Below are 22,301 nucleotides of genomic sequence, written 5' to 3' on the forward strand. Positions count from 1 at the left end.
TAACGAGGCAGGTCCCTGGAGTGAAACAGGAAACAAAAAAATAAAGACATGGTGGAGTCAGGGAATTTATCCCGTCACCGCCATGTCTTTATTTTGTTCTATGGCCCGCCTTCTTCAAGAATGATGGGCGATCACCTATTAATCCGCCAGCTCCAGTCCCTTGGTCTCCCGGCCCCAGACCAGGACAGCCGCCGCCCCGATCAGAATGGTTACAAAGAACAGCAGAAAGATGCTGGAGATGCTGTTGCCGTTCTCTTTCAATACACCGACGAGCAGCGGTGCAATGACACCGCCAATACGTCCGAAGGACGTCGCCAGGCCTACGCCGGTGGAGCGCATTCTCGTGGGATAGAGCTCCGGGCTGTACGCATACAGTCCGCCCCAGGCGCCCAGATTGAAGAAGGACAAGCAGATGCCGGCAGCAAGAAGCATTCCTACAGAGGTGGCATAGCCGAACCACATTGCGCTTAAGGCTGTGAACACGAGATAGGTGACGAGTACAAATTTGCGGCCAAACTTCTCAATCAAGTAAGCAGCCGTGAAATATCCTGGCAGCTGAGCGAGTGTCATGATCAGCACATACTGAAAGCTTTTCACCAGACTGAAGCCCTTATCCACCATCACGGTAGGCAGCCACAGGAACATGCCGTAATAAGAAAAGACGACTGTAAACCACAAGACCCACAGCATCAGTGTGGTCTTCCGGTGCTCGCTCGACCAAACAGAGGAAATACGCTCTGACAGGCTCAGCCTCCGCGCCGCCTTCTGTTTCACATACCGCGGAGAATCCTCAATCGCCCGCCGGAGATACAGCGCATAGAAAGCGGGAAGCGCTCCAATGACGAAAGCCATCCGCCACCCGTAATCCGGGATAATAAAATAAGCGATCAGCGCAGACAGAATCCAGCCTGCCGCCCAAAAGCTTTCCAGAAGCACCACCGATCTCCCCCGGTCCTCTACCGGCATGCTCTCCGAAACGAGCGTTGCTGCCACCGGAAGCTCACCGCCCAATCCAATGCCCGCAACAAAGCGAAGGATACACAGGACCGCGAAGCCGGTCGCCAGCGCCGATAAGCCGCTGGCAGCCGAGAAGATGATCAGGGTCCAGAGCAGCAGATTTTTCCGTCCGTACCGGTCTGCCAGCATCCCGGCCAGCAAGGCGCCGAACACCATACCGATGGAGGTGCTGCTGGCGAGCAGCCCCACCTCCTGAGAGCCCAGGCTCCATTCCTTCGCCAGTGCAGCAACCACGAAGGAGATCATGCCGACATCCATGGCATCAAACATCCAGCTGATTCCGGCACTGAACAGCAGCTTACGCTGCTTCGGATTTCTCAATAGATGAGTACGATTCATTATATGACCCTCCTTGCTTCTATTGGTAGCTTGTTACGAAAGCCGCTCTCCCATGCATTCCTCCTCCTAGAGTGATGAACTCTTTAAATCGCGGCAGCATTATAGACTGCGGGCAGCATCACCCGGACCGTTGTGCCCTGCTCCGGCTTGCTCTTGACCTCAACCGTTCCCCGGTGCTCTTCAATCATCTTCTTGCTGATCATAAACCCGAGCCCCGTTCCCTTCTCCTTCGTCGTGTAGAACGGCTCTCCCAAACGGGACAAAATATCCTCCGGCATGCCGCTTCCCTCATCGGTAATGTCGATCAACAGCTCACCCTCCAGGCTGCGGGTAGAGATTGTGATCATCCCCCCGCCCGGCATCGCCTCAACTGCGTTCTTGATAAAATTAATAAACACCTGCTTCATTTGGTTCTCATCGCACTCTACATCCATGTCCTGATCCCGAAAATCCGTTTGAATCTCGACGTTATTCAGTATGGCCTGCGTATTCAGTAACGTAATCACCTGGCTGAGTAGCACCCGAATGTTCCTTCGCTCGAACTTGATGCCCTGGGGCTTAGCCAGGATGAGCAGTTCTCCAAGGATCAGCTCGATGCGTTCGATCTCGGAAGAAATAATTTCATAATACTGCTCTTTACTTCCAAAGCCGCTGCGCAGCAGCTGGATAAAGCCCTTGATCGAGGTCATAGGGTTGCGGATCTCATGCGCAATACCGGCAGCCAGCTGTCCCGCGATGGAAAGCTTGTCCGACTGAATCATCATCGACTCCGCATAATCACTCGCTCTTTTCTGCTCGGTGAGGTCCTGGATATGTACGACATAGCCAGCCGGAAGCTCCTCTTCACTCATCATGGCAGACCATGACACAGACACCCAGATAATATGGCCGTGCTTATGCAGCAGCCGAATTTCAGTTTCGAAGCTTCCCTGGCCTTTTCGAGTCCATTCCGCCCTGTTTACTGGGTTAATAAAAGCATCCTCTGGATGAAATACGTCCCCATAAGGACGATTCATCAACTCCTCGGGTTCATAGCCCAGCATGGCGCAAGCAGAGCCATTCATATATTGTATGCGGCCATCCGGCTTGAGAAATGCACTACCGATCGGCGAGCTTTCCATTGCATGCAGCAGCATCCTATTCCATAGACGTTCATCATCTGCCATAGCCCGACGCTCCTCCATTCTTGCGTTGTACAATCATTCTACATAAATTCGAGGCAGCGTGGTGTTTTTCCTTCTATGTTGGTGAATTCAACCAGTTCCTATCTGATGCTGTCATATTCTCAGAGATGCTGTCACATCCCCTGCGGCGGCAGGCGGAGAAGAGCTACGTCTAGAGACCGATTTGAAAAAAATGGGTTTATTTTACCTTGAACAACCTGGGGATTTCGTTTATTGTGGAGGAAGAACGCACGGGCAGCATGCTGTATCAACAAGCACCACCGTTAAAAGGAGTCTGCGAGTATGGATACAAAACAACATATTTGGATCGTGCTTACAGGCACGGGAACCTGGTTAAGCCGGATTATACAATGCTTTACGAACGCCCCGCTCAACCATGCATCCATTTCATTTGACGGCCAGCTGCAGGAGGTTTACAGCTTCGGCCGAAAGGATGTCAGCAATCCATTCAGCGGCGGACTGGTCCGCGAGAATCTGCGGGCCCCTTTCTTCTACGCCTCCCATTGCGCGATTTATCGGATGGAAGTCAGCCATGATAAGTATAAGCTTATGGTTCATCAGGTTCAGCAGATGATGAACGATCGGGATCGCTATAAATACGATCTGCTGGGCATGATGGGGATGCTGTTCCGGGTCCGCATTGACCGGGCGGATGCGTATTTCTGCTCTTATTTTGTGGCCAGCATTCTGGAGCAGGCAGGCCTGCATCCTGTAGGCAAGCCGCCTCATCTGGTTACTCCCTGTGATTTCTCCCACTCCGAGCAGCTGGAGGAGATCTATCAGGGATCGCTGGACCACTACCTGGACCGTTTCCCGGCAGAATCACTGCCGTACCCTGCACCGGCTTATATCTCCTCTGAGCCTGGAGAGCCGGCCAAGCGCCTGCAAGTAGGCGCCGGTTGAAGATGATTCGAGGACTGAGCCGGGTCCTCTCCCCTTAATCAATACCCCAATGAGAGCGCTTGAAACAGTCCGGCTCACTCACCCTTGGAATTGACAGCACGTACCTTTCTCACGTCTAAGTGTATGTACACATGAAACCGCTCCTTTTTAAATGGTGGCTTCGTCACTTCCATTTAACAAAGAGCGGTTTCTTATTGTTATCTGTTTGTTGGGATCTCTTGAGCAAGGGGAGGAACGTTTCGTACGCGGAGCCTCTCACAACAATAAACGAGGCCACCTTCGCAAGATCCTGGATCTTGTGAGGATGGCCTCCATCATACGGTTTCCGGGTGCCGTAATCCCCCGGCTACGCCGAGGGGGTTTGAGTCTCCGGAAGCACCTTCATTGCAGACTGCTGCTCCGCCTCCAGGCGGGCTGCTTCCAGGCGGGCTGCTTCCCGCTTTCTTTTACGTCTGCGAACCAGAAACATAACAAGCAGGAGCAGCGGCACAGCGATAACAAAAATATACAAGGATACATTCTCCACCATATTCTCGGCGCTTCTCCCGTAATAATAGAACAGGATTCCGACGACGTAGAATTTAGTCGCTCTCCCCAGAGCGGCGTACGCCATCAGGCGCCACAGTGGAAAATTCAAGCATCCGGACAAAATCGTAAACACTTTAAAGGGAATGGGCGTAAAGGAGCCTACCAGAATGGCCGCTTCCCCACTTTTCTGAAAACGATCCGTGGCCGCGTCAATCCATTCTTTCTTCAGAATCTTGTAAAGCACCGATTTACCGAGCAGCTTGCCGATGAGATAGCCGACGGGCGTTCCCAGCAGACAGCCGATAAAGCCGGCCGTAGCCAGCCACAGGGCTGACGATGGATGAAGTATACTAAGGGATACCTGCAGAAAAAACGCGGGAACCGGAAATATAACCGCATCAAGGAAGGAATGAATAAATAACCCCCATGGACCAAACTTCATCAAAAAATCCATTACGTCCTGAAACATAACTCAACCCCTAAACATTTTCTGCCTTACCAGACCCTTACTCATTGAGTATATCACATTCCCCCCTGCAAAAAACCGGAAAACCGTTCGGATTTAAGATTAATTGTCGAATTTATTAGCAAAAAGGACTGTCCCTCAAGATCCGAAGATCTAAAGAGACAGCCCCTGTCTGTCTGGCCGCCTAAAGGCGAGCAGGTTGATTAACGCTGTGTGCGATGTGCCGAATGGCGCGTCGGCCCAACAAATTCATTCAGCTGAAATCCGTTGGCAATCGCTTCCGTTACGAACGCCTTGGCGCGTGCAATGGAATCGGCCATGGAATGTCCATGAGCCAGATTCGCCGTCACCGCAGCGGAGGAGGTGCAGCCTGCACCGTGTGTGTATGCCGTCTCTATGGCTGGCGACTGGAACCACTGATATTCCTTGCCGTCATACAGCAGGTCCATCGCTTTGCCCTCTACAATCCGGCCTCTGTCCTTGATCAGCACATGCTTCGCGCCCTTGTCATGAATGATGGCCGCGGCTTCCTGCATCTGCTCTACCGTCCGAATCGGACCGGATTTAGCGAGCTGGGAGGCTTCGAACAGATTCGGCGTGACGAGATCTGCCCGGGGAAGGAGAAACTCAATCATGGCTTCCGTATTCTCTGGCTGCAGAACCTCATCGGTACCTTTACATACCATAACCGGGTCAATCACGACCGAGGTCAGGCTGTACTGATCTATATATTTCGACACCAGCTCAATCATATCCACCGAGCCCAGCATGCCGGTTTTCATTGCGTCAAAGCCGATGCCTTCAATGACGGTCTTCAGCTGCGTCTCCAGAATGTGCAGATCCACCGGAAATACCTGATGATTCCACGTTCCCGGCTCCATGCACACGATGGTGGTCAGAGCCGTCATACCGTAGACGTCGAATTCCTGAAAAGTCTTGAGATCGGCCTGAATTCCGGCGCCGCCGCTAGTATCCGAGCCTGCGACCGTGAGTGCTTTCTTTACTGTCATGATGAACCATATCCCTTCCTGTATACAAAAATGACTTCTCTATTATACGGGACAGGGTGAATTCTTACAATTACTGCTGTTCGGTCAAAATCACAGGCCCGTTCTTGGTGATGGCAATTGTGTGCTCATATTGTGCCGAAAGCTTGCCATCCGCCGTCCGGGCTGTCCAGCCGTCCTCATCAATCTTGACGTTGAAGGTGCCGATATTGAGCATTGGCTCGATCGTAATGACCATGCCTTCCTTCAGGCGCGGTCCACGGTGCGGAGGTCCATAATGCGGAACCTGCGGCTCCTCGTGCATTTGCTGGCCGATCGCATGGCCGACAAAATGACGGACAACCGAGAGGTTCTCCCCTTCGGCATATTGCTGAATCGCGTGTGAGATATCGCCGATGCGGTTGCCGACCACTGCCTGCTCAATGCCCAGATACAGCGATTTGCGAGTGACCTCCAGCAAATGTGCAGCTTCCTGTGAAATGGTGCCTACCGGATAAGACCAGGCGGAATCCGCAAGCCAGCCGTCCAGACGAACGACCATATCAATGGTGACAATATCTCCGTCGTGCAGCGGCTCCTCCTTAGGAAAGCCGTGGCAGATGACATCGTTCACCGATGCACAGGTTGCATAAGGATAGCCATGGTAGCCTTTTTGCTCCGGGTGAGCCCCGTTCTGCTGCAGGAATTTCTCAACGAAACGATCAATCTCTGCCGTCGTAACCCCCGGCTTGATCATCGCCCCGATCTGACGGTGGCACTCCGCCAGCAGCTCGCCGGCTTTCTTCATCTTTGCAATTTCATCTTCCGTTTTGATAATAATCATGATAGCGCTCCTTTATTCACTCATCCAGCATACCCGTAATCATTTTATTCTACTCTTGGCAGGCTGCGAACACAAGATGAGGCCCATTCAGCAACAACGAAGGCTTATTCATGCATGAGCTCTTTTTTCTCCGCGTCGGTCATTTCCGATTTGTCCTTGGAGAGGAACCAGCCGAGAACCGCAATCAGAATCAGAACGCCCCAGAAGATCAGCTTCCAGCCCGTGCTTTTCGGAAAGCTCTTGTCAATGATGCCAATCTCGGGGTGAGCCAGTGTGTAGATGGCCAGCTTGATGCCGACCCAGCCCACGATCAGAAACGCGGCTGTTTCAAGACCCGGCTTCCGAACCAGCAAATTGACGAATTTGGAAGCTGCAAACCGCATAATAATCAAGCCGATGATTCCGCCGGTCAAGATCACCAGGAACTGCCCTCCGTCCATTCCGCCAATCGCCGGAAGTCCGGTCGCCGGAAGCGTCAATGCCAGCGCTACAGCCGCCAGAATCGCATCGACAGCAAACGCGATGTCCGCCAGCTCCACTTTAAGCACCGTGACCCAGAAATTCTCCTCTTTGTTGGCTGCCTTCTGCTCGTGGACCTTCTTTTTGACAAATAGCTGCTTCACGATGTGGTTAATGCTGATATACAGCAGGTAGACGGCGCCCAGTGCCTGGACATACCAGACATCCGCCAGATAAGAAATAATGAATAAGGAAACAAACCGAAATACAAACGCACCTGCCAGGCCGTAAAACAGCGCCTTCTTGCGCTTCTCCTCCGGCAAATGCTTGACCATGATCGACATAACAAGCGCATTATCCGCCGCCAGAATGCCCTCCAGGCCAATCAACACCAGCAATACCCATCCATACTCTAATAACAATCCCGTGTCCACATCCATCGTTCCCTTCCGGTTAGTGATCCGTATTGTTCAGGGTACCTTATGGCGATATAAAAAATACCCTTACCCCGAAAAATCCGGCGGTAAAGGTATTTACCCACAAATAGATGAAGGGAAAAAGACCTTTACCGATGAATATCGGCAAAGGTCTCGCTTACAGCGTAATGCTGCCAATAAAGCCGGAGACACCGGAGGTGTCACGGAATGACGACTTTATTGCTAGAGCTACTCCCCTTTACGAATTACAAGCATTATAGCATGGCTCCATGGAGGAGCAAAGAGATATTTTTCCTATTACTTATTTGAACTTTGGAAGCCAGTCGCCATGAGCCTCGATCAGATCGTCACACAGTGCCGTGATATCGTCCATCGACAGCTCTGCTGCCGTATGCGGATCCAGCATTGCAGCATGGTAGATATGCTCCTTACGTCCGGTCAATGCCGCTTCAATCGTCAGCAGCTGTGTATTGATGTTTGTGCGGTTCAGCGCAGCCAGCTGCGGCGGCAAATCGCCTACGTAGGTCGGCGTTACGCCGGAAGCATCCACCAGGCACGGAACCTCGACACAGGCTTCCTTCGGCAGGTTTGTAATCAGGCCGGTGTTCATGACGTTGCCGCCGATTTTGAACGGAACATTCGTTTCGATCGCTTCCATAATGAACGATGCGTACTCGTAGGAACGCTCGTGCTCGATGCTTTCGCTCGCGAACAGCTTCTCGCGCATATCCTTCCAGCCGTTGATCTGGTCCACACAGCGGCGCGGATACTCGTCAAGCGGAATGTTGAATCTTTCGATCAGCTCCGGGTAATTGCGCTTGATGAAGTATGGATGGTATTCTGCGTTATGCTCGGAGGATTCTGTTACATAATATCCAAACTTCTGCATCAGCTCGAAGCGGACCATATCCTCATGCTTTTCCTTCTGCTTCTCGGCAGCGCGGCGCTTGATCTCCGGATACAGGTCAACTCCGTCCTTCTTAACCTCCAGCAGCCATGCCATATGGTTGATGCCGGCAATTTTGGATTGAACACCGGTAGCGTCCATATCCAGCGCTTTAAACAGACGGGACACACAGACCTGAACACTATGGCACAGACCTACGGTGTTTACACCGCCAGCAGTGTTCATTACGCTTGTCAGCACGGACATAGGATTGGTGTAATTCAGGAACAGGGCGTCCGGGCATACCTCCTGGATATCACGGGCGAAATCCAGCATCACCGGGATGGTGCGCAGGTTCCGGAAAATTCCGCCAATGCCCAGCGTATCTGCAATCGTTTGACGCAGGCCGTATTTCTTCGGAATCTCAAAGTCCGTAATTGTACAAGGATCATAGCCGCCAACCTGGATGGCATTAATGACGTACTTGGCACCGCTGAGTGCTTGCTTGCGGTCCAGGTAAGCCTTGACGGTGCAGGTGCTTCCCAGGGTGTTCTTGATGCTCTCAAGCAGACGCTCCGAGTCGCGAAGACGCTCCTCGTCGATATCATACAGAGCCAGCTCGAAGCCCTGCAGTGCAGGGGTTGTCAGAACGTCACCCAGAATATTCTTAACGAACACGGTGCTGCCCGCACCGATAAAAGTAATTTTTGACATGCTTGGTTCCTCCTGTGACAGCGCTTTTATTTGCTTTAACTATACTGCGAAAGGCGGTCACTTCACCATGGCGCAAACTCTGTTCTGCATGTCATAATCCCACTTTCAACGGTGCTCTGTCCCTTAAGACTTCCCTTTGTTTACTGCCAGTCCGATGATCATCACAATGAGTGCCAGCAATGCAATCAGCTGATCCAAAGTCATACCGTCCGCCTCCTTGTTTCCTAAGGATGGCTCTTCCAGACGGCTCTTCTCTCCCGGGTTCTTTTACAGCCCAGTCGTTTCCCCATTAGCAATCTATGAGGCCCTGACCTGAAATATGACCAATCCAGATAATTTATACAAAAAAAGCCCCCTCCCTGCTTGGCAAAATAGCGGCGGTAAAGCCAGCCCAGCATATGGAGGAAGCCTCTTATTTATAATGCTTAACCCGTCACGATATCCAGCACCAGTGCCGGAGCCTTTCCCTCTGCTGCAATCGTAATACTGGCGTAGAGCTTCTGAATCACGTCGTCCACCTGCTCCGTGTTCGCATGGATGGTGGCCAGTGACTCGCCCTGCTTCACCGTATCTCCGATCTTCTTGTTCAGCATCAGGCCTACCGCCAAGTCAATCTCAGATTCCTTGGTTGCACGTCCCGCTCCCAGCAGCATCGCTGCCGTGCCGATTTCGTCAGCCACCATCTCTGTCACCTTGCCGGATGCTCTCGCCGGCACCTCGATGTGGAATGGGGCCTGCGGCAGCCGCTCCGGATGATCAACAACGGAGGCATCTCCACCCTGATTGGCTATGAATTCCTTAAACTTCTGCAGTGCTTTGCCGTTACTTATAGCCTCTCGCAGCTTCTCCTCCGCTTCCTCCAGAGAGGACGCCTTGCCAGCCAAAAACACCATTTGCCGGCCTAGAGCGAGACACAGCTCCTCCAGATCCTTCGGTCCCCGACCGCGCAGCGTATCTATCGCCTCCTGCACCTCCAGGGCATTACCGATTGCCTGGCCCAGCGGCTGGCTCATATCCGAGATCACTGCCATCGTCTTGCGCCCGACACGGTTTCCGATGCGTACCATAGCCTGAGCAAGCTCGCGGGCATCCTCCGGAGTCTTCATAAATGCACCTGCACCGGTCTTCACATCCAGCACAATGGCGTCAGAGCCTGCTGCGATCTTCTTGCTCATAATCGAGCTGGCAATCAACGGAATGGAGTTGACCGTAGCCGTTACATCGCGCAGCGCATACAGCTTCTTGTCCGCCGGCGTCAAATTGCCGGTCTGTCCAATGACCGCAATCTTCTGACGATTAACCAGATCTACAAACTGCTCCTTGCTGATCTCGACGTCGAAGCCTGCAATGGATTCCAGCTTATCAATCGTGCCGCCGGTATGTCCCAGACCGCGACCGGACATTTTGGCAACCGGAACATCCAGAGCGGCCACGAGCGGAGCCAGCACGAGAGTCGTCGTATCGCCGACACCGCCTGTGGAGTGCTTATCTACCTTGATCCCTTCAATGGCAGAGAGATCAATCGTCTCGCCCGAATTCACCATTGCCATGGTCAGGTCAGCCCGCTCCTGCTCACTCATATCCTGAAAATAAATGGCCATAGCCAGCGCACTGGCCTGGTAATCCGGAATCTTTCCTTGCGTATACCCCTCAATAAAAAACTGAATCTCTTCAGAGGTCAGCTCCTTGCCGTCACGCTTCCTGGCGATTATATCAACCATTCTCATCGCGTACACTCCTCACCGCTTGATGTCTGGGGGTTAAACGGTCACGGCTGTGTCCAGCGCAACCTCCATCATGTCATTGAAGGTGGACTGGCGCTCTTCAGCACTGGTCTCCTCACCTGTCAGCAGATGATCACTGACCGTCAGAATGGTCAGCGCCTGCACGCCTTTACGCGCAGCGATCGTATAGAGCGCTGTCGTTTCCATTTCTACTGCAAGCACGCCATGATCCATCAGCTTCTGCACGGCGCTTTTGTCCTCACGATAAAAGATATCCGATGTGAAGACATTCCCTACACGAAGCTGCAGCCCCTTCTCAATACCCCGGTCGTAGGCAGACTTCAGCAGCGGGAAGCTCGCAATCGGAGAATAGTCATAGCCTTGAAAATGATGCCGGTTCATACCGGAATCGGTGCAAGCCGCTTGGGCGAGGATGACGTCACGGACCCGGACATCCTCCTGCATCGCACCGCAGGTACCGACGCGGAACAGGTTCTTGACGCCGTATTCAGAGATCAGCTCATTCACATAGATGCCGATGGATGGCACTCCCATACCGGTCCCTTGAACCGATACACGCTTGCCTTTATAGGTTCCTGTAAAGCCGAGCATGCCGCGAACCTCGTTATAACAGACAACATCCTCCAGATAGGTCTTGGCAATAAACTGGGCCCGCAGGGGATCTCCCGGCAGCAGAATAGATTCTGCAATGTCGCCCGGTTTCGCTCCAATATGAGTACTCATAGCTCCTTCTCCTTCCTTATTCCATATCCTTGGCACTAAATGCACCTGGCAGCAGACGCTCCATCGTCCACTCCTCTGTATTACCGTGCAGGTTGCTCAAATAGATGACCGTATCCGGGTCACAAAACTCTGCAAGCACCTGACGGCATGCGCCGCAGGGAGACACGGGGCCTTCTGTATCGGCTACGACGGCAATGGCCTCAATCTTCTGATGGCCTTCGGAAACCATCTTGAATATGGCGGTCCGTTCAGCACAGTTCGTTAAGCCGTAGGCTGCGTTTTCTACATTACAGCCCTGGTATACCTTTCCGCCGGCCAGCACGGCTGCACCAACACGAAATTGAGAATACGGCACATAAGCCTGCTTGCGGGCCTCCAATGCTTGCCGAATCAGCTCTTCTCGGTTCATTCTTTCCCCTCCTTCACAGCATTACAGCAGGATTAATAATTGCCTTCTGACTGCTCGCCTTCCATAATCTTAACGCCGGAGCTGGCGCCGATCCGCGTTGCCCCTGCCTGAATCATGGCCTGCATATCAGCCAGGCTGCGAACGCCGCCGGAGGCCTTCACACCGACTCGGTCCCCAACCGTTCTGCGCATCAAGGACACATCCTCTACGGTTGCGCCTCCGGTAGAGAAGCCCGTGGAGGTCTTGACGAAATCAGCGCCTCCTTGCACGGCCAGCTCACACGCCATGACCTTTTCTTCTTCACTCAGCAGGCAGGTTTCAATAATGACCTTCACCAGCGCCCGGCCTGCAGCCGCATTGACGACGGCCTGAATATCCTGAAGCACCAGCTCCTTGTGGCCCGACTTCAGAGCGCCGATATTGAGCACCATATCCACTTCGGCTGCCCCTTCCTCAATCGCTGTCGCAGTCTCAAAAGCCTTAACTGCGGAGGTCGACGACCCGAGCGGAAATCCGATGACGGTGCATACCTTGACCTCACTACCCTTCAACTCCTCCGCTGCCACCTTGACCCAGGCCGGATTCACGCAGACAGAAGCAAAGCCGTATTGCTTCGCCTCCTCTGCCAGTTTCATAATGTCTGCTTGAACGGTATCCGCCTTCAATGCGGTATGATCAATCATGCTGGCCAAATTCATGGGGAACCCACTCCTTATCTATTTTTAAAGTTTCACTTGTCTCCAAAATTCGCGAAAATCATAACATACTCCCCGGTCTATGTACAACTTGCTCCAGAGGAACGGCTGCCCTTACTTTCTTCCGTAGTCTGCTTTGATTTCGCCCCACTCCCGGGTCTGCCATTTCAGCACCTTATTGCTGTACGTATGCGTCCTCAGCCAGGCTTCCGCGCGGTCGATCAGCTCCCAGATTTCCGTGGTGGAGGAATCGCGCGGCAGGGTGGAGGACACCTTCTTCTGCTTGACCCACTTCAGCGCATTCGCGGAATCGCTGTAGATACTCCGGCTGTCCCCCAGCTGATGAAGATAGGCCAGCGCGTGGACGATGGCCAGGAACTCCCCCAGATTATTCGTTCCCTTTGCAATAGGTCCCTTTGAGAAGATGATGCTGCCCGTCCGGGTGTCCACTCCTTTGTACTCCACCGGTCCCGGATTCCCACGGGTGCCCACATCCACCGAGATGCTGTCATAGTCAATCTCCTCCAGGCTGCCAGGCGGCGAGCCTTCGGTCCCCTTTTTCCCGGATTCCGCTGCTTTCTTCTTCGGTGCACTGCCGGACTGTCCCCAATAGCCCTTCCATCCGGCGGCATAAGCCTGCTCTGCTTCAGCGCGGGTGGCGAACGCCTTGTACTTCGCACCCGCCGAATGATTCACCTGCTGCTGACATTCAGCCCAGCTGGTATAAATACCGGGCCTCGCTCCCACCCAGACAACATAAAATTTCCCCTTCGCCACGTTACTTCATCCTCTCCACTCTTGCCGCAGCGCTCCTTCTTAGAAGCGCCGGCCTTCCGTTAGCTTGACCCAGAAGCCGCCTTTAAAATTCTTGGGCTCGTGGGAAATAATAAACGCATGCGGAGACAGCTTCTTGAGGGTATCCATCAGCCGCCGCTCATTGCTGCGCTTCACCAGCACCTGCAGCACCAGCCGCTTGCCCTCCTTGCCGTCCGCCGTCCAGGAGGTGACCCCATAGCCCTTGTCCCGCAGCTCAGCGGCCAGATCCAGCTCCAGCGAATCCACAATGACCTGAACGACCAGATATCCCAGCGCCAGGTACTCCTCGATCCGGCTGCCCAGATATACCCCGAGACCGAAGCCGAGACAGTACGCCGCCATATTAAACGGATTGTCCAGGTTCTGCAGCACCAGATTCAGACCCATCAGATAGACGAACACCTCCGCCATCGACAAGAAGGAGGCGAGCGCTCTGCGGTTTTTGATCATCAAAATCAGACGAAGCGTAAAAATAGACACATACACTACATTAATTCCGATGATGGAAGCGATCAGCCCAATAGATATCGTCATGTAATACCATCATCTCCTTTTTTATTTTGCTTTTTGCTATGCCGAATGGTCAGCCTTCAGCCTTTAGTGTGGACGGGAGCATACCATTTCAGTCATCCACAAGCGGACGAAGACCATGCTCATCATTACCCCGTGCAGGAAGGTTGTTGACCCTCAATCCCCCGGCTTCTTCCTCTTCTCGGGGGCCTGATCCTTATACAAGGTAAACGGATTGCTGAAGATCAGGCGCGACAAGATCAACGACACCTGCCGTGGCGATTCCTTCATGCCTTCATGAAGCCAGTGCTGGATCACCCCGAGCTGCGCGGAGATTGCATAAGCTGACAAGTATTCCATGGGTACAATCAGCTCCTCCCGATCTTCTGCCAGCCGGGACAGAACACTCTGAGCCATGGTGCGCTGCATAATCTCCTTCAGCTTGACATGAAACGCCGGATTACCGCCGGGACCCAGCAGCAGCGCTACAAACTCTCCATTCTCCTGCAAATATTTGAACAGCTCCTCTACCAGCGGCAGCGGCTTGTTCATATAGTCGAAATTCGGCAGCTCTTCCTTCGTAATCCGCTTCTTCTTCTCGCTACGGATTTTGAGCACTCCGTTCAGAATCTCCTCCTCGCTTTGCTGAAGCAAATCATACTTGTCCCGATAATGGAGGTAAAACGTACCCCGGTTAATATCTGCCCTTGTCGTCAGATCCAGCACCGTGATTTCATCGAACGTTTTCTCTTTCATTAAAGAAGTCAGGGCGTCACGAAGCGCTTTCTTCGTCTTCACAATTCTCCGATCCAGTCCAGGCTCTTTCATAGCTCCCCCTTATGTCAACATTTTAATATACTCTAAGGCCCCTTTATTAGACAAAAGCGGGTGTCGTGTCCATAACATGACAGATGCACTGATATTGTCGGTTGCATTGCAATATGGGTATATTATAATAGACTCCACGATCAATAATAAACAGTTTGTTTATTATTTTTTTGTCAAAGAGTACGTTATTCAAGGACTGGAGGAAGTATCATGGAAGACACCCATAAACAGACACCGGCGATTCCAAGGTCTGTTTATCTGATCATTGGTATTTTGCTGGCAGGCGCCTTTGTCTCCCTGCTGAGCAATACGCTGCTAAATATCGCCCTGCCGTCGATCATGAATTATTTCGAGCTGTCCAGCCCGTCTACGGTACAGTGGCTGACGACCGGATATATGCTGGTCAATGGCATTATGATCCCTACCACCGCTTTTCTCATCCAGCGGTTCTCGGTCCGGGGATTGTTCCTGACCGCCATGACCCTGTTCACGCTCGGGACGATGCTGGGCGGCTTTGCCCCCAGCTTTGGCATTCTGCTCACGGGACGAATGATTCAGGCCTCCGGCTCGGCCATTATGATGCCCCTGCTCATGAACGTCATGCTCACCAGCTTCCCCGTGGAAAAACGCGGCGGTGCCATGGGCATGTTCGGGCTCGTGATGATCTTTGCCCCGGCCATCGGCCCCACGCTGTCCGGCTTTATTATCGAGCGCTATGACCGCTGGGATATGCTGTTCCACCTGATCTGGCCGATTGCACTGCTCGTGCTTCTGTTCGGCTTCATCAAGCTGCGGGACCATAAAGAGAGTGTGGCTATTCACCTGGATTCCCTCTCCATCGCTTTATCCAGCATTGGCTTTGGCGGCATTCTATACGGCTTCAGTACAGCCGGCAACACCGATCTGGGCGGCTGGGACAATATCATCGTGTACTATACGCTTGCTGCCGGCTTCATCGGCCTGCTTCTATTTATTGTCCGCCAGTTCAAGCTGGAGAAGCCAATGCTCGATTTCAGGGTCTACCGGTATCCAATGTTTGCCTTGTCGTCCGTCATTTCGATCATGATGAATATGGCCATGTTCTCAGCGATGCTGCTCATGCCGATCTACCTGCAGACCATCCGCGGTATTTCACCGCTGGACTCCGGCCTGCTGCTGCTGCCCGGCGCCATCGTCATGGGGATTATGTCTCCCATTACCGGCAAGCTGTTTGATAAATTCGGAGCGAAGCTGCTCGTTTTTACCGGCCTTGCGATCTCCGTAGTTACGAGCTACATGTTCAGCCAGCTGACGCTGTCCACGGCGTACTCTACGCTGATCGTCATTTATACACTGCGGATGTTCGGGATGTCGATGGTTATGATGCCCATTATGACAAACGGGCTGAATCAGCTGCCGATGCGCTATACGCCTCACGGCACGGCAATGAACAGCACCCTCTCCCAGGTGTCCGGAGCCATCGGCACCTCGCTGCTCGTCACGATCATGACGACCCGCACGAAATCGTATGTAGAGAGCATGGTTTCTGAGGCGGCAGCCGGTCTTCCGGCTCAGCCTACCGGAGAACAGCTGCAGCAGCTTGCTGCCGAGGTAACGCCTCAGGCGACGGTTCACGGCATTAACGATTCTTTTATGGTTTCCGTCGTGCTGCTTCTTGCCGCGCTGCTGCTGTCACTCTTTATTAAGCGGACATCCCCGTCCAAGGACAAGAATCCCGAGACCGCGCCCGCAGCCCGCACACCGCAAGTTAAACGGGCCTGACCTGTGCTTACCCCGCATTCATAAATAGAAGCTGCTCCTTGAAGATCTTCATCTTCAGGGGCAGCTTCTTTATTAGATTTATCTTAGAAAAAGCAAGGAGCGCAACAGCTCACAAGCAGCACCAGGCTACGTCTTGTCAGGGTTACAATGCCTGGTCGTCCACACTGTTCAGCCAAGCCTCAATCTGATCCACTACCGATGCCACACAGCCATCCTCAAATGGCGATCTCAGGCCCGCGTACTTGACCAGCTCCACGAAGGATCGGCTTCCGCCCACTTGACACAGCTTCAAATAATCAGCCCAAGCGGCTTCATAGTTCTCATGCAGGCGCACCCAGAACTGGAATGCACAGATTTGTGCCAGCGTGTAGTCGATATAGTAAAACGGCGTTCTGAAAATATGGCTCTGCTTATGCCAGAAGCCGCCCTGCTCCAGATAAGCATTTCCGGCATAGTTCCGGTGCGGCATATATTTACGCTCGATCTCGCGCCAAGCCGACTTGCGCTCTGCCGGGCTAGCCTCCGGGTTAAGATATACATAGTGCTGGAATTCATCCACAGCCACGCCATAAGGAAGGAACAGCAGCCCGTCCGCCAGATGGTTGAATTTATATTTATCACTGTCTTCCTGAAAGAACAGCTCCATCCATGGCCAGGTGAAGAACTCCATGCTCATGGAATGAATCTCACAGGCTTCATAGGTCGGGAAATTATATTCCGGCACCTGGAAGCTGCGGCTTTCGTACACCTGGAAGGCGTGCCCGGCTTCGTGGGTCAGCACGTCAATGTCACCGGAGGTGCCATTGAAATTGGAGAAAATAAACGGGGCACGGTGCTCCGGAATGTACGTACAGTAGCCTCCGCCCTGCTTTCCTTTTTTGCTGACGAGATCCATCAGGTTGTTATCAATCATAAAATTAAAAAATTCATTCATTTCCGGCGACAGCTCGCTGTACATCTTCTTTCCGTTCTCGACAATCCATTCCGCATCACCCTTCGGCGCTGCATTACCGGATTTAAAGCTGAAGCCCTCATCGTAGAAGAGCAGCTCCTCCACACCAATCCGGCGTGACTGCCGCTCTCTTAACCGGGTAGCGATCGGTACAATATATTCCTGCACCTGCTTGCGGAAGTTATCCACCATCTCGGCATTATAATCCGTCCGTGCCATACGGGCATAGCCCATCTCCACAAAATTTTGAAAGCCAAGCTTCTTGGCCATCTTGTCCCGTACCTTCACCAGCTCGTCATAAATGCGGTCAAATTCCGCTTCATGCTCCGCCATAAATTGGTAACGAGCCTCAAACGCGGATTGGCGCATCTCGCGGTCTGTAGACAGCTCATAAGGTGTCAGCTGAGACAGCGTCAGCTCCTCGCCATTAAACGGAATTTTGGCCGAAGCGATCAGCTGGGCATATTCGGTGGACAGCTTGTTCTCCAGCTGCAAATCCTGAATGATGTCGGGACTGAAGGTTTGCAGCGACAGCTCAGCCAGGGCGAACAGCTGCCGGCCCCACTTCTGCTCCAGCTGCTCCCGGAACCGGGATTTCGTCAGCGAACGATAGTAATCGGTTATGTACTCCTGATAAACCGGCTCTGTTTCATCCATGTAATCCTGCTCTTGCTTGTAAAATTCATCATTGGTATCTACAGAATGGCGAATGCTGACCAGGGTGCTCTGGGTTTCCACATGCTGGCGAAGCTTGTTGATCTCAGCCATCGCTTGATCCTGCTCTTCAAACGTTGCAGCCCCGTCAAACTGCTGCAGCAGTTCTTTAAACCGCTGTTCAATTACCTTGATGTCCGGGCGTTCATACGGATACTCCGTAAATTTCATGAAATAACCCAACCTTTCTGCTCTTAAAGTAGCTTTATTATACTAAATTTACAGGGAGTTAAATACCATAAATTTTCAGGGATATTCATAAAGGACGGTCAAAGCCGCTGAAAAATAAAACACAGACCAAAAAACCGCCCCTCGTCAGAGTCCAGGCGGCAGCGCCCTTCTCTTATCCGAGAAACGGTTTATGGTGTTAAATATTTATGCAGCTATGGCTGAGTAGCCGAATTCTACAATGATCTTACCAGTGGCCGCCGTAGCGAATCGGTCCCCGCCAAGCGAAAGGATTCTTCTGGCGGTGCTTCCGCTCGTCATCCTCGGATGACTGACCTTTGCGGCCTTCAGCCGCAGCGGTGTCCGGAAAGCGCTCGGAAAGCAGGCTGCGGTAATGCGCAAGCCGCTCAGCATGCTCCGGCTCCGGCGCAAGATCCTGCATCTCGTACGGATCACTCTCCAGATGAAACAGCTGCTCTCTGGCATCCTGGGCGTAGTATACATACTTCCATTTCCCATCCGTACTCATATACAATCCGCCTTCATCCTGGATGTAACCAAGCAGGACTCTTTCCCCGTTCGGGTCCTTCATCGCTTCGATCAGAGAGCGTCCAGCCCGTTGATCCCGATCCGTCTCCACACTGCAGCCTGCCAGCTGGGTCAGAGTCGGATACAGATCGGCCAGCATGACCGGACGGTCGCAGACACTGCCCGGTCCAAGCGGAAGCTTGACGTCGCCGCCTGGCTTGATGATCAGCGGAACCCGCGCGGAAGGGTCGTAGAAGCAGGACTTGTGGAACAAGCCATGGTCTCCCAGCATTTCGCCGTGGTCGGAGGCAAAGACGATGATCGTATTATCCCACAGTCCTTGCTGCTTCAGCTCTCCGAACAAACGTCCCAGCTCGTAGTCAATATGCGTAATCATCGCATAATAATGCTTGCGTGCAGCCAGAATGACCTCATCATTCAGCCGGTCCAGCTTGCGGGACAAGCGGCGGTGGTGCACCCATTCCGGCTCACCTTCTCCGGTCCATGCTCCCGCCAGCGGCTTTGATATCGGCAGATCCCGGTACAGTGACACAAACTGCTCTGGCGGATCGAACGGCGGATGCGGCGCTTCAAAGCTGGTCCACATGAAGAAGGGCGATTCTCCGTCCCGCTGTCTCAGAAAATCAATGGATTCCGAAACCGTCCAGTGCGTGGACGTATGCTGAATCGGAACAGCGCTGAATACAGGATAGACCTCATTGCCTCCGAGTCCATGTCCCCGGTACATGCCTTTATATTCCGTGCGCTCCAGATCATTGACATAATCCTCCGGAAGAAGGCGCATGCGTTCAAATCCGTTGCGGTTGCGCGGAGGATAGAAATGCATTTTGCCGGCCGCATGGGTCTGGTATCCTATCGAGGTCAGACGCCCCGGCAGCGTATGCTCCCGCTCCTCGGGAATACGGAATTCTCCGTTCGTATCCACCCCGTGCTCGTAGGCTGCTTTCCCTGTCATAATCGTCGTGCGGGAAGGAATACACAGCGGACAGTCACTATAAGCCCGGGAGAAGCGCACACCTTCGTCAGCAAGCTGATCCAGATGCGGCGTCATGACCGGATGTGCAGACTTCTCAATACCGAGGCAGTCCGCCCGCTGCTGATCCGTCGTAATCAGTAAAATATTCGGCTTCCTGCTCATCTTGGCTCAGACTCCTTCCTCCAGGCTGTCATCGCGGTCCAGCATTGCACCCTGACTGCGCAGTACGGCTTGAAGCTCCTCAATATTAACCTCGCTCGGAGCAATGCTGTGCTTGACCGACAGTCCTGCCGCAGCGCCCGCAGCTTGTCCTGTTGCCATACAGCTTGGCGTCAGGCGGGTCGTGGCCAGAGTTTCATGCGTTGTCGAGATACAGCGTCCGGCGACGAGCAGGTTGTTGATCTTTTGAGGCAGCAGACAGCGGTAAGGAATGTCATACGCTCCGTCTCCCTCGACCCAGGCTGCTTCCACACCTTTGCCTGTCGGGTCATGAATGTCAATCGGGTACCCGCTGCGCGCGATGCAGTCCGGGAATGGCTTACCCTGCAGCACATCCTGCACCTGCAGCGCGTACTGACCGTCAATACGGCGCGTTTCCCGAATCCCGATCTGGGTGCCTACAGAGGACAGGGAAGCGTTCTGGAAGCCCGGCAGACAATCTCTCATGAAATCGGATACCATTTTGACCTGCTTGCGGCCCAGCACCTCGGCTTCTGTCAGATCCTGAACATTGGTTCCGTCCAGACCTTGTACGCGGGTCGTATTTACCAGTACCTCGTCGGGTCCCGGACCGGTAAAGAAGAGCACCTGATCCCGGTTGATCGGCAGGTCAGCTTCCTTCCAGTGCTTGTAGTAGCCCAGCACTCCCGATAATGGCAGCTCCTCTAACTCGTCAAACGGAGTCTTTTTGTAGAATTCGTCCGGATGGTCGATCATGTACTGCTTGACCTCATCCAGATCGACGCCGCGCATCCGGAATTTCATCGTCATCGGCTGGGTCTGCTTATCGCCTTCCCGGCCCTGCAGGCACGGTGCCCCGGACAGGAACGCCAGATCCGCATCTCCCGTCGTATCTACAAACTGCTTGGCATAGATGTTGAAGCGCCCTGACTTGGTCGTCACCTCAATGGACTCGATCACGTCATCCACGGTATGAACCTCATCCATAAAGCTGTGCAGCAGGACGGTAACGCCTGCTTCACGGAGCATATCAAACATAAGAATCTTATAATATTCCGGATCATATGGAGTAATCGTATTTACAAAGCCAACGGTGTCCCGAACATGGCCCGGGGAAGCGCCCGCTGCCTGCAGCCGGTCTACAATTTCCTGAGCGATGCCGCCGATGACCTGCTTGCCCTCTGTCGTGTGGAACGTCATCCACGGATAGACCAGTGCAATCGTGGACATGCCGCCGAGAAAGCCGTACCTTTCAATCAGAATCGTCTTGGCTCCGCTGCGGCCGGCAGCCAGCGCTGCGTTAATGCCTGCGGGACCTCCGCCGCAGACGACAATATCTGCATCCATTCTTTGAAGCTTACTATGTTTCATGGTGTTGTCGCTCCTTCCGATTGATCTGAGTCTCATTATAGGCAGGGAACGCACTTTAATATAGTTTCATTTTTGTTTAAGATAAGAAGAATGACTGTACATAAGGAGGCGACTCAACCGGCTATGGGGAGAAGAAAAGCAGCCACACTGGAGGATTTATCCTTGGAGCTTGGCATCTCGGTTCAGACGATTTCCAAGGCCCTGCGGGGACGGCCCGGCATGTCGGAGGAAACGCGGGGGCGGATTTTGCGCGCGGCTTACGTCCGCGGCTATTTGTCGACCGCACAGGCCCGGGAAATGGCAAGGCAGGGCATTGCACCGTATCCATCCATACGCCTTCGCTTTATTTTTGTTCAATCGCACCAGTCCCTGAACTATAACCGGCTGCTGACCGACGGGCTGGAGGAGCGCTTTGGACAGTTTGATCATCAGCTGGAGCGGTATGTGCTGGATGAGGACTGGACCGACCCGCAATTTCAGGAGTGGGTCCAGCAGCACAACATTTTGCATGCCGACGGACTCCTGATCGCGCCGCGAATCCGCTCTAGCCTGATCGAGAACAAGCTACTGTCACTGCCGCTCGCCAAGACGCTCATTAACTATCCGAAGCCGCTTTCGCAGGTCGATAGTGTAGTGTGGGATGTGCAGGAGGCGATCTATCAGGCAGTGGACGCTTTATATGCCGGGGGCCACCGCTCTATCCTCTATGTCGGAGATGCACATTCGCAGCGGGGGTATGTGCTCCGGCGGCAGGCGTTCGATGAAGCCATGAATGACCGGGGCTTGCCGCTCATGCACACTTCAGCAGAGGCCTTTCTGGACAGCTACCGCCGCTTCCGGCCGACGGCCGTGCTGTGCGGGATTGACGAGGATTGCAGCCGGATTTACGAAGCCCTTACGGGTGCCGGGGTAAGCATCCCGAAGGATTGCTCCATGGCGGCGCTCGTCAATGAGCAGCCTCCCGGCCTTCCCTTGCTCAGCCGTCCGCAGCTGCTCATCAAGGAAACCGGATTTGAGGCCGCAGACCGCATGCTGTGGAGAATTGCACATCCCCATCAGCCGGTCATGCATTCCCGGATTACCGGCTCCTTTATGGAAGGAAGCACGATTGCCGAGATCTAGGCGTCCCGGGCCCGCTTAA

General features: G+C 53.4%; 20 protein-coding genes. 3 read left to right on the plus strand and 17 right to left on the minus strand.

The genetic code is table 11. The annotated features are described in order from the left end of the window. Positions 1–138: 138 nt before the first annotated feature. Together JJQ72_RS16485 and JJQ72_RS16490 are read right to left on the minus strand one after the other, a co-directional pair. The gene (locus JJQ72_RS16485; RefSeq protein WP_208204340.1) at positions 139–1,356 is read right to left on the minus strand and encodes an MFS transporter; all 1,218 of its coding nucleotides are present in this window, start codon (positions 1,354–1,356) and stop codon (positions 139–141) included. Between the two features lie 83 nt (positions 1,357–1,439). Next, entirely contained in the window at positions 1,440–2,522 is a 1,083-nt protein-coding gene (locus JJQ72_RS16490) for an ATP-binding protein (RefSeq protein WP_208204341.1), read from the minus strand. Positions 2,523–2,822: 300 nt separating this feature from the next. Here JJQ72_RS16490 and JJQ72_RS16495 point away from each other — a divergent pair, with 300 nt between their 5' ends. Next, positions 2,823–3,443, plus strand: coding sequence for a hypothetical protein (locus tag JJQ72_RS16495; protein WP_208204342.1), 621 nt, complete (start codon positions 2,823–2,825; stop codon positions 3,441–3,443). A gap of 346 nt (positions 3,444–3,789) precedes the next feature. Here the strand turns inward: JJQ72_RS16495 and JJQ72_RS16500 are convergent, their stop codons facing one another. The 12 genes from JJQ72_RS16500 to JJQ72_RS16555 all read right to left on the minus strand — a co-directional run bounded on the left by JJQ72_RS16500 (position 3,790) and on the right by JJQ72_RS16555 (position 14,489). Next, positions 3,790–4,440, minus strand: coding sequence for a YqaA family protein (locus JJQ72_RS16500; RefSeq protein WP_138227029.1), 651 nt, complete (start codon positions 4,438–4,440; stop codon positions 3,790–3,792). Positions 4,441–4,640: 200 nt separating this feature from the next. Beyond that, complete coding sequence (thiD, locus tag JJQ72_RS16505) at positions 4,641–5,447, minus strand: bifunctional hydroxymethylpyrimidine kinase/phosphomethylpyrimidine kinase (RefSeq protein ID WP_138227030.1); 807 nt, start codon at positions 5,445–5,447, stop codon at positions 4,641–4,643. A gap of 70 nt (positions 5,448–5,517) precedes the next feature. Next, the gene (gene map, locus JJQ72_RS16510; RefSeq protein WP_208204343.1) at positions 5,518–6,267 is read right to left on the minus strand and encodes a type I methionyl aminopeptidase; all 750 of its coding nucleotides are present in this window, start codon (positions 6,265–6,267) and stop codon (positions 5,518–5,520) included. A 104-nt stretch (positions 6,268–6,371) separates the two neighbouring features. Next, a complete protein-coding gene (locus tag JJQ72_RS16515; RefSeq protein ID WP_138227884.1) occupies positions 6,372–7,160 on the minus strand; it encodes a TerC family protein in 789 nt (262 codons plus the stop codon). Between the two features lie 304 nt (positions 7,161–7,464). Then, positions 7,465–8,763: an alpha-glucosidase/alpha-galactosidase gene (gene melA, locus JJQ72_RS16520; RefSeq protein WP_138227032.1), complete on the minus strand. Its 1,299-nt coding sequence runs from the start codon at positions 8,761–8,763 to the stop codon at positions 7,465–7,467. Positions 8,764–9,188: 425 nt separating this feature from the next. Beyond that, complete coding sequence (locus JJQ72_RS16525) at positions 9,189–10,490, minus strand: pyrimidine-nucleoside phosphorylase (protein ID WP_138227033.1); 1,302 nt, start codon at positions 10,488–10,490, stop codon at positions 9,189–9,191. Positions 10,491–10,523: 33 nt separating this feature from the next. Further along, positions 10,524–11,231 carry a purine-nucleoside phosphorylase gene (deoD, locus tag JJQ72_RS16530; protein WP_208204344.1) on the minus strand — a complete coding sequence of 236 codons (708 nt, stop codon included), beginning with the start codon at positions 11,229–11,231 and terminating at the stop codon, positions 10,524–10,526. Positions 11,232–11,247: 16 nt separating this feature from the next. Further along, positions 11,248–11,640, minus strand: a complete 393-nt coding sequence (locus tag JJQ72_RS16535) for a cytidine deaminase (protein ID WP_138227035.1) — start codon at positions 11,638–11,640, stop codon at positions 11,248–11,250. Between the two features lie 32 nt (positions 11,641–11,672). Further along, positions 11,673–12,338 (minus strand): deoxyribose-phosphate aldolase, encoded by a 666-nt coding sequence (gene deoC / locus JJQ72_RS16540; protein ID WP_208204345.1) that lies wholly within the window; start codon positions 12,336–12,338, stop codon positions 11,673–11,675. A 111-nt stretch (positions 12,339–12,449) separates the two neighbouring features. Further along, positions 12,450–13,112 carry a ribonuclease H gene (gene rnhA / locus JJQ72_RS16545; protein WP_138227037.1) on the minus strand — a complete coding sequence of 221 codons (663 nt, stop codon included), beginning with the start codon at positions 13,110–13,112 and terminating at the stop codon, positions 12,450–12,452. A 39-nt stretch (positions 13,113–13,151) separates the two neighbouring features. Further along, positions 13,152–13,685: a DUF2179 domain-containing protein gene (locus JJQ72_RS16550; RefSeq protein WP_138227038.1), complete on the minus strand. Its 534-nt coding sequence runs from the start codon at positions 13,683–13,685 to the stop codon at positions 13,152–13,154. Between the two features lie 153 nt (positions 13,686–13,838). Next, positions 13,839–14,489 carry a TetR/AcrR family transcriptional regulator gene (locus JJQ72_RS16555; RefSeq protein ID WP_138227039.1) on the minus strand — a complete coding sequence of 217 codons (651 nt, stop codon included), beginning with the start codon at positions 14,487–14,489 and terminating at the stop codon, positions 13,839–13,841. A gap of 210 nt (positions 14,490–14,699) precedes the next feature. Here JJQ72_RS16555 and JJQ72_RS16560 point away from each other — a divergent pair, with 210 nt between their 5' ends. After that, complete coding sequence (locus JJQ72_RS16560) at positions 14,700–16,250, plus strand: DHA2 family efflux MFS transporter permease subunit (RefSeq protein WP_138227040.1); 1,551 nt, start codon at positions 14,700–14,702, stop codon at positions 16,248–16,250. A 142-nt stretch (positions 16,251–16,392) separates the two neighbouring features. On the opposite strand, the gene JJQ72_RS16565 is transcribed toward JJQ72_RS16560, so the two are convergent. From JJQ72_RS16565 to JJQ72_RS16575, 3 genes are all read right to left on the minus strand, one after another. Next, positions 16,393–18,087: a M3 family oligoendopeptidase gene (locus tag JJQ72_RS16565; RefSeq protein ID WP_138227041.1), complete on the minus strand. Its 1,695-nt coding sequence runs from the start codon at positions 18,085–18,087 to the stop codon at positions 16,393–16,395. A gap of 244 nt (positions 18,088–18,331) precedes the next feature. Continuing rightward, positions 18,332–19,771 carry a sulfatase-like hydrolase/transferase gene (locus tag JJQ72_RS16570; protein WP_208204346.1) on the minus strand — a complete coding sequence of 480 codons (1,440 nt, stop codon included), beginning with the start codon at positions 19,769–19,771 and terminating at the stop codon, positions 18,332–18,334. Positions 19,772–19,777: 6 nt separating this feature from the next. Further along, positions 19,778–21,160 carry an FAD-dependent oxidoreductase gene (locus JJQ72_RS16575; protein WP_138227043.1) on the minus strand — a complete coding sequence of 461 codons (1,383 nt, stop codon included), beginning with the start codon at positions 21,158–21,160 and terminating at the stop codon, positions 19,778–19,780. 123 nt (positions 21,161–21,283) lie between these two features. Here JJQ72_RS16575 and JJQ72_RS16580 point away from each other — a divergent pair, with 123 nt between their 5' ends. Next, a complete protein-coding gene (locus JJQ72_RS16580) occupies positions 21,284–22,282 on the plus strand; it encodes a LacI family DNA-binding transcriptional regulator (protein ID WP_208204347.1) in 999 nt (332 codons plus the stop codon). The last annotated feature ends 19 nt before the right edge of the window (positions 22,283–22,301 follow it).

Source organism: Paenibacillus sp. F411 (assembly GCF_017582705.1).
GTDB classification, from domain to species: Bacteria; Bacillota; Bacilli; order Paenibacillales; family Paenibacillaceae; genus Paenibacillus_AQ; species Paenibacillus_AQ algicola.

Coding starts and splice junctions, on each gene's coding strand:
- JJQ72_RS16485 (WP_208204340.1), bottom strand. CDS start 1,356: ATGAATCGTACTCATCTATTGAGAAATCCGAAGCAGCGTAAGCTGCTG.
- JJQ72_RS16490 (WP_208204341.1), bottom strand. CDS start 2,522: ATGGCAGATGATGAACGTCTATGGAATAGGATGCTGCTGCATGCAATG.
- JJQ72_RS16495 (WP_208204342.1), top strand. CDS start 2,823: ATGGATACAAAACAACATATTTGGATCGTGCTTACAGGCACGGGAACC.
- JJQ72_RS16500 (WP_138227029.1), bottom strand. CDS start 4,440: ATGTTTCAGGACGTAATGGATTTTTTGATGAAGTTTGGTCCATGGGGG.
- thiD (WP_138227030.1), bottom strand. CDS start 5,447: ATGACAGTAAAGAAAGCACTCACGGTCGCAGGCTCGGATACTAGCGGC.
- map (WP_208204343.1), bottom strand. CDS start 6,267: ATGATTATTATCAAAACGGAAGATGAAATTGCAAAGATGAAGAAAGCC.
- melA (WP_138227032.1), bottom strand. CDS start 8,763: ATGTCAAAAATTACTTTTATCGGTGCGGGCAGCACCGTGTTCGTTAAG.
- JJQ72_RS16525 (WP_138227033.1), bottom strand. CDS start 10,490: ATGAGAATGGTTGATATAATCGCCAGGAAGCGTGACGGCAAGGAGCTG.
- deoD (WP_208204344.1), bottom strand. CDS start 11,231: ATGAGTACTCATATTGGAGCGAAACCGGGCGACATTGCAGAATCTATT.
- JJQ72_RS16535 (WP_138227035.1), bottom strand. CDS start 11,640: ATGAACCGAGAAGAGCTGATTCGGCAAGCATTGGAGGCCCGCAAGCAG.
- deoC (WP_208204345.1), bottom strand. CDS start 12,338: ATGAATTTGGCCAGCATGATTGATCATACCGCATTGAAGGCGGATACC.
- JJQ72_RS16550 (WP_138227038.1), bottom strand. CDS start 13,685: ATGACGATATCTATTGGGCTGATCGCTTCCATCATCGGAATTAATGTA.
- JJQ72_RS16555 (WP_138227039.1), bottom strand. CDS start 14,489: ATGAAAGAGCCTGGACTGGATCGGAGAATTGTGAAGACGAAGAAAGCG.
- JJQ72_RS16560 (WP_138227040.1), top strand. CDS start 14,700: ATGGAAGACACCCATAAACAGACACCGGCGATTCCAAGGTCTGTTTAT.
- JJQ72_RS16565 (WP_138227041.1), bottom strand. CDS start 18,087: ATGAAATTTACGGAGTATCCGTATGAACGCCCGGACATCAAGGTAATT.
- JJQ72_RS16570 (WP_208204346.1), bottom strand. CDS start 19,771: ATGAGCAGGAAGCCGAATATTTTACTGATTACGACGGATCAGCAGCGG.
- JJQ72_RS16575 (WP_138227043.1), bottom strand. CDS start 21,160: ATGAAACATAGTAAGCTTCAAAGAATGGATGCAGATATTGTCGTCTGC.
- JJQ72_RS16580 (WP_208204347.1), top strand. CDS start 21,284: ATGGGGAGAAGAAAAGCAGCCACACTGGAGGATTTATCCTTGGAGCTT.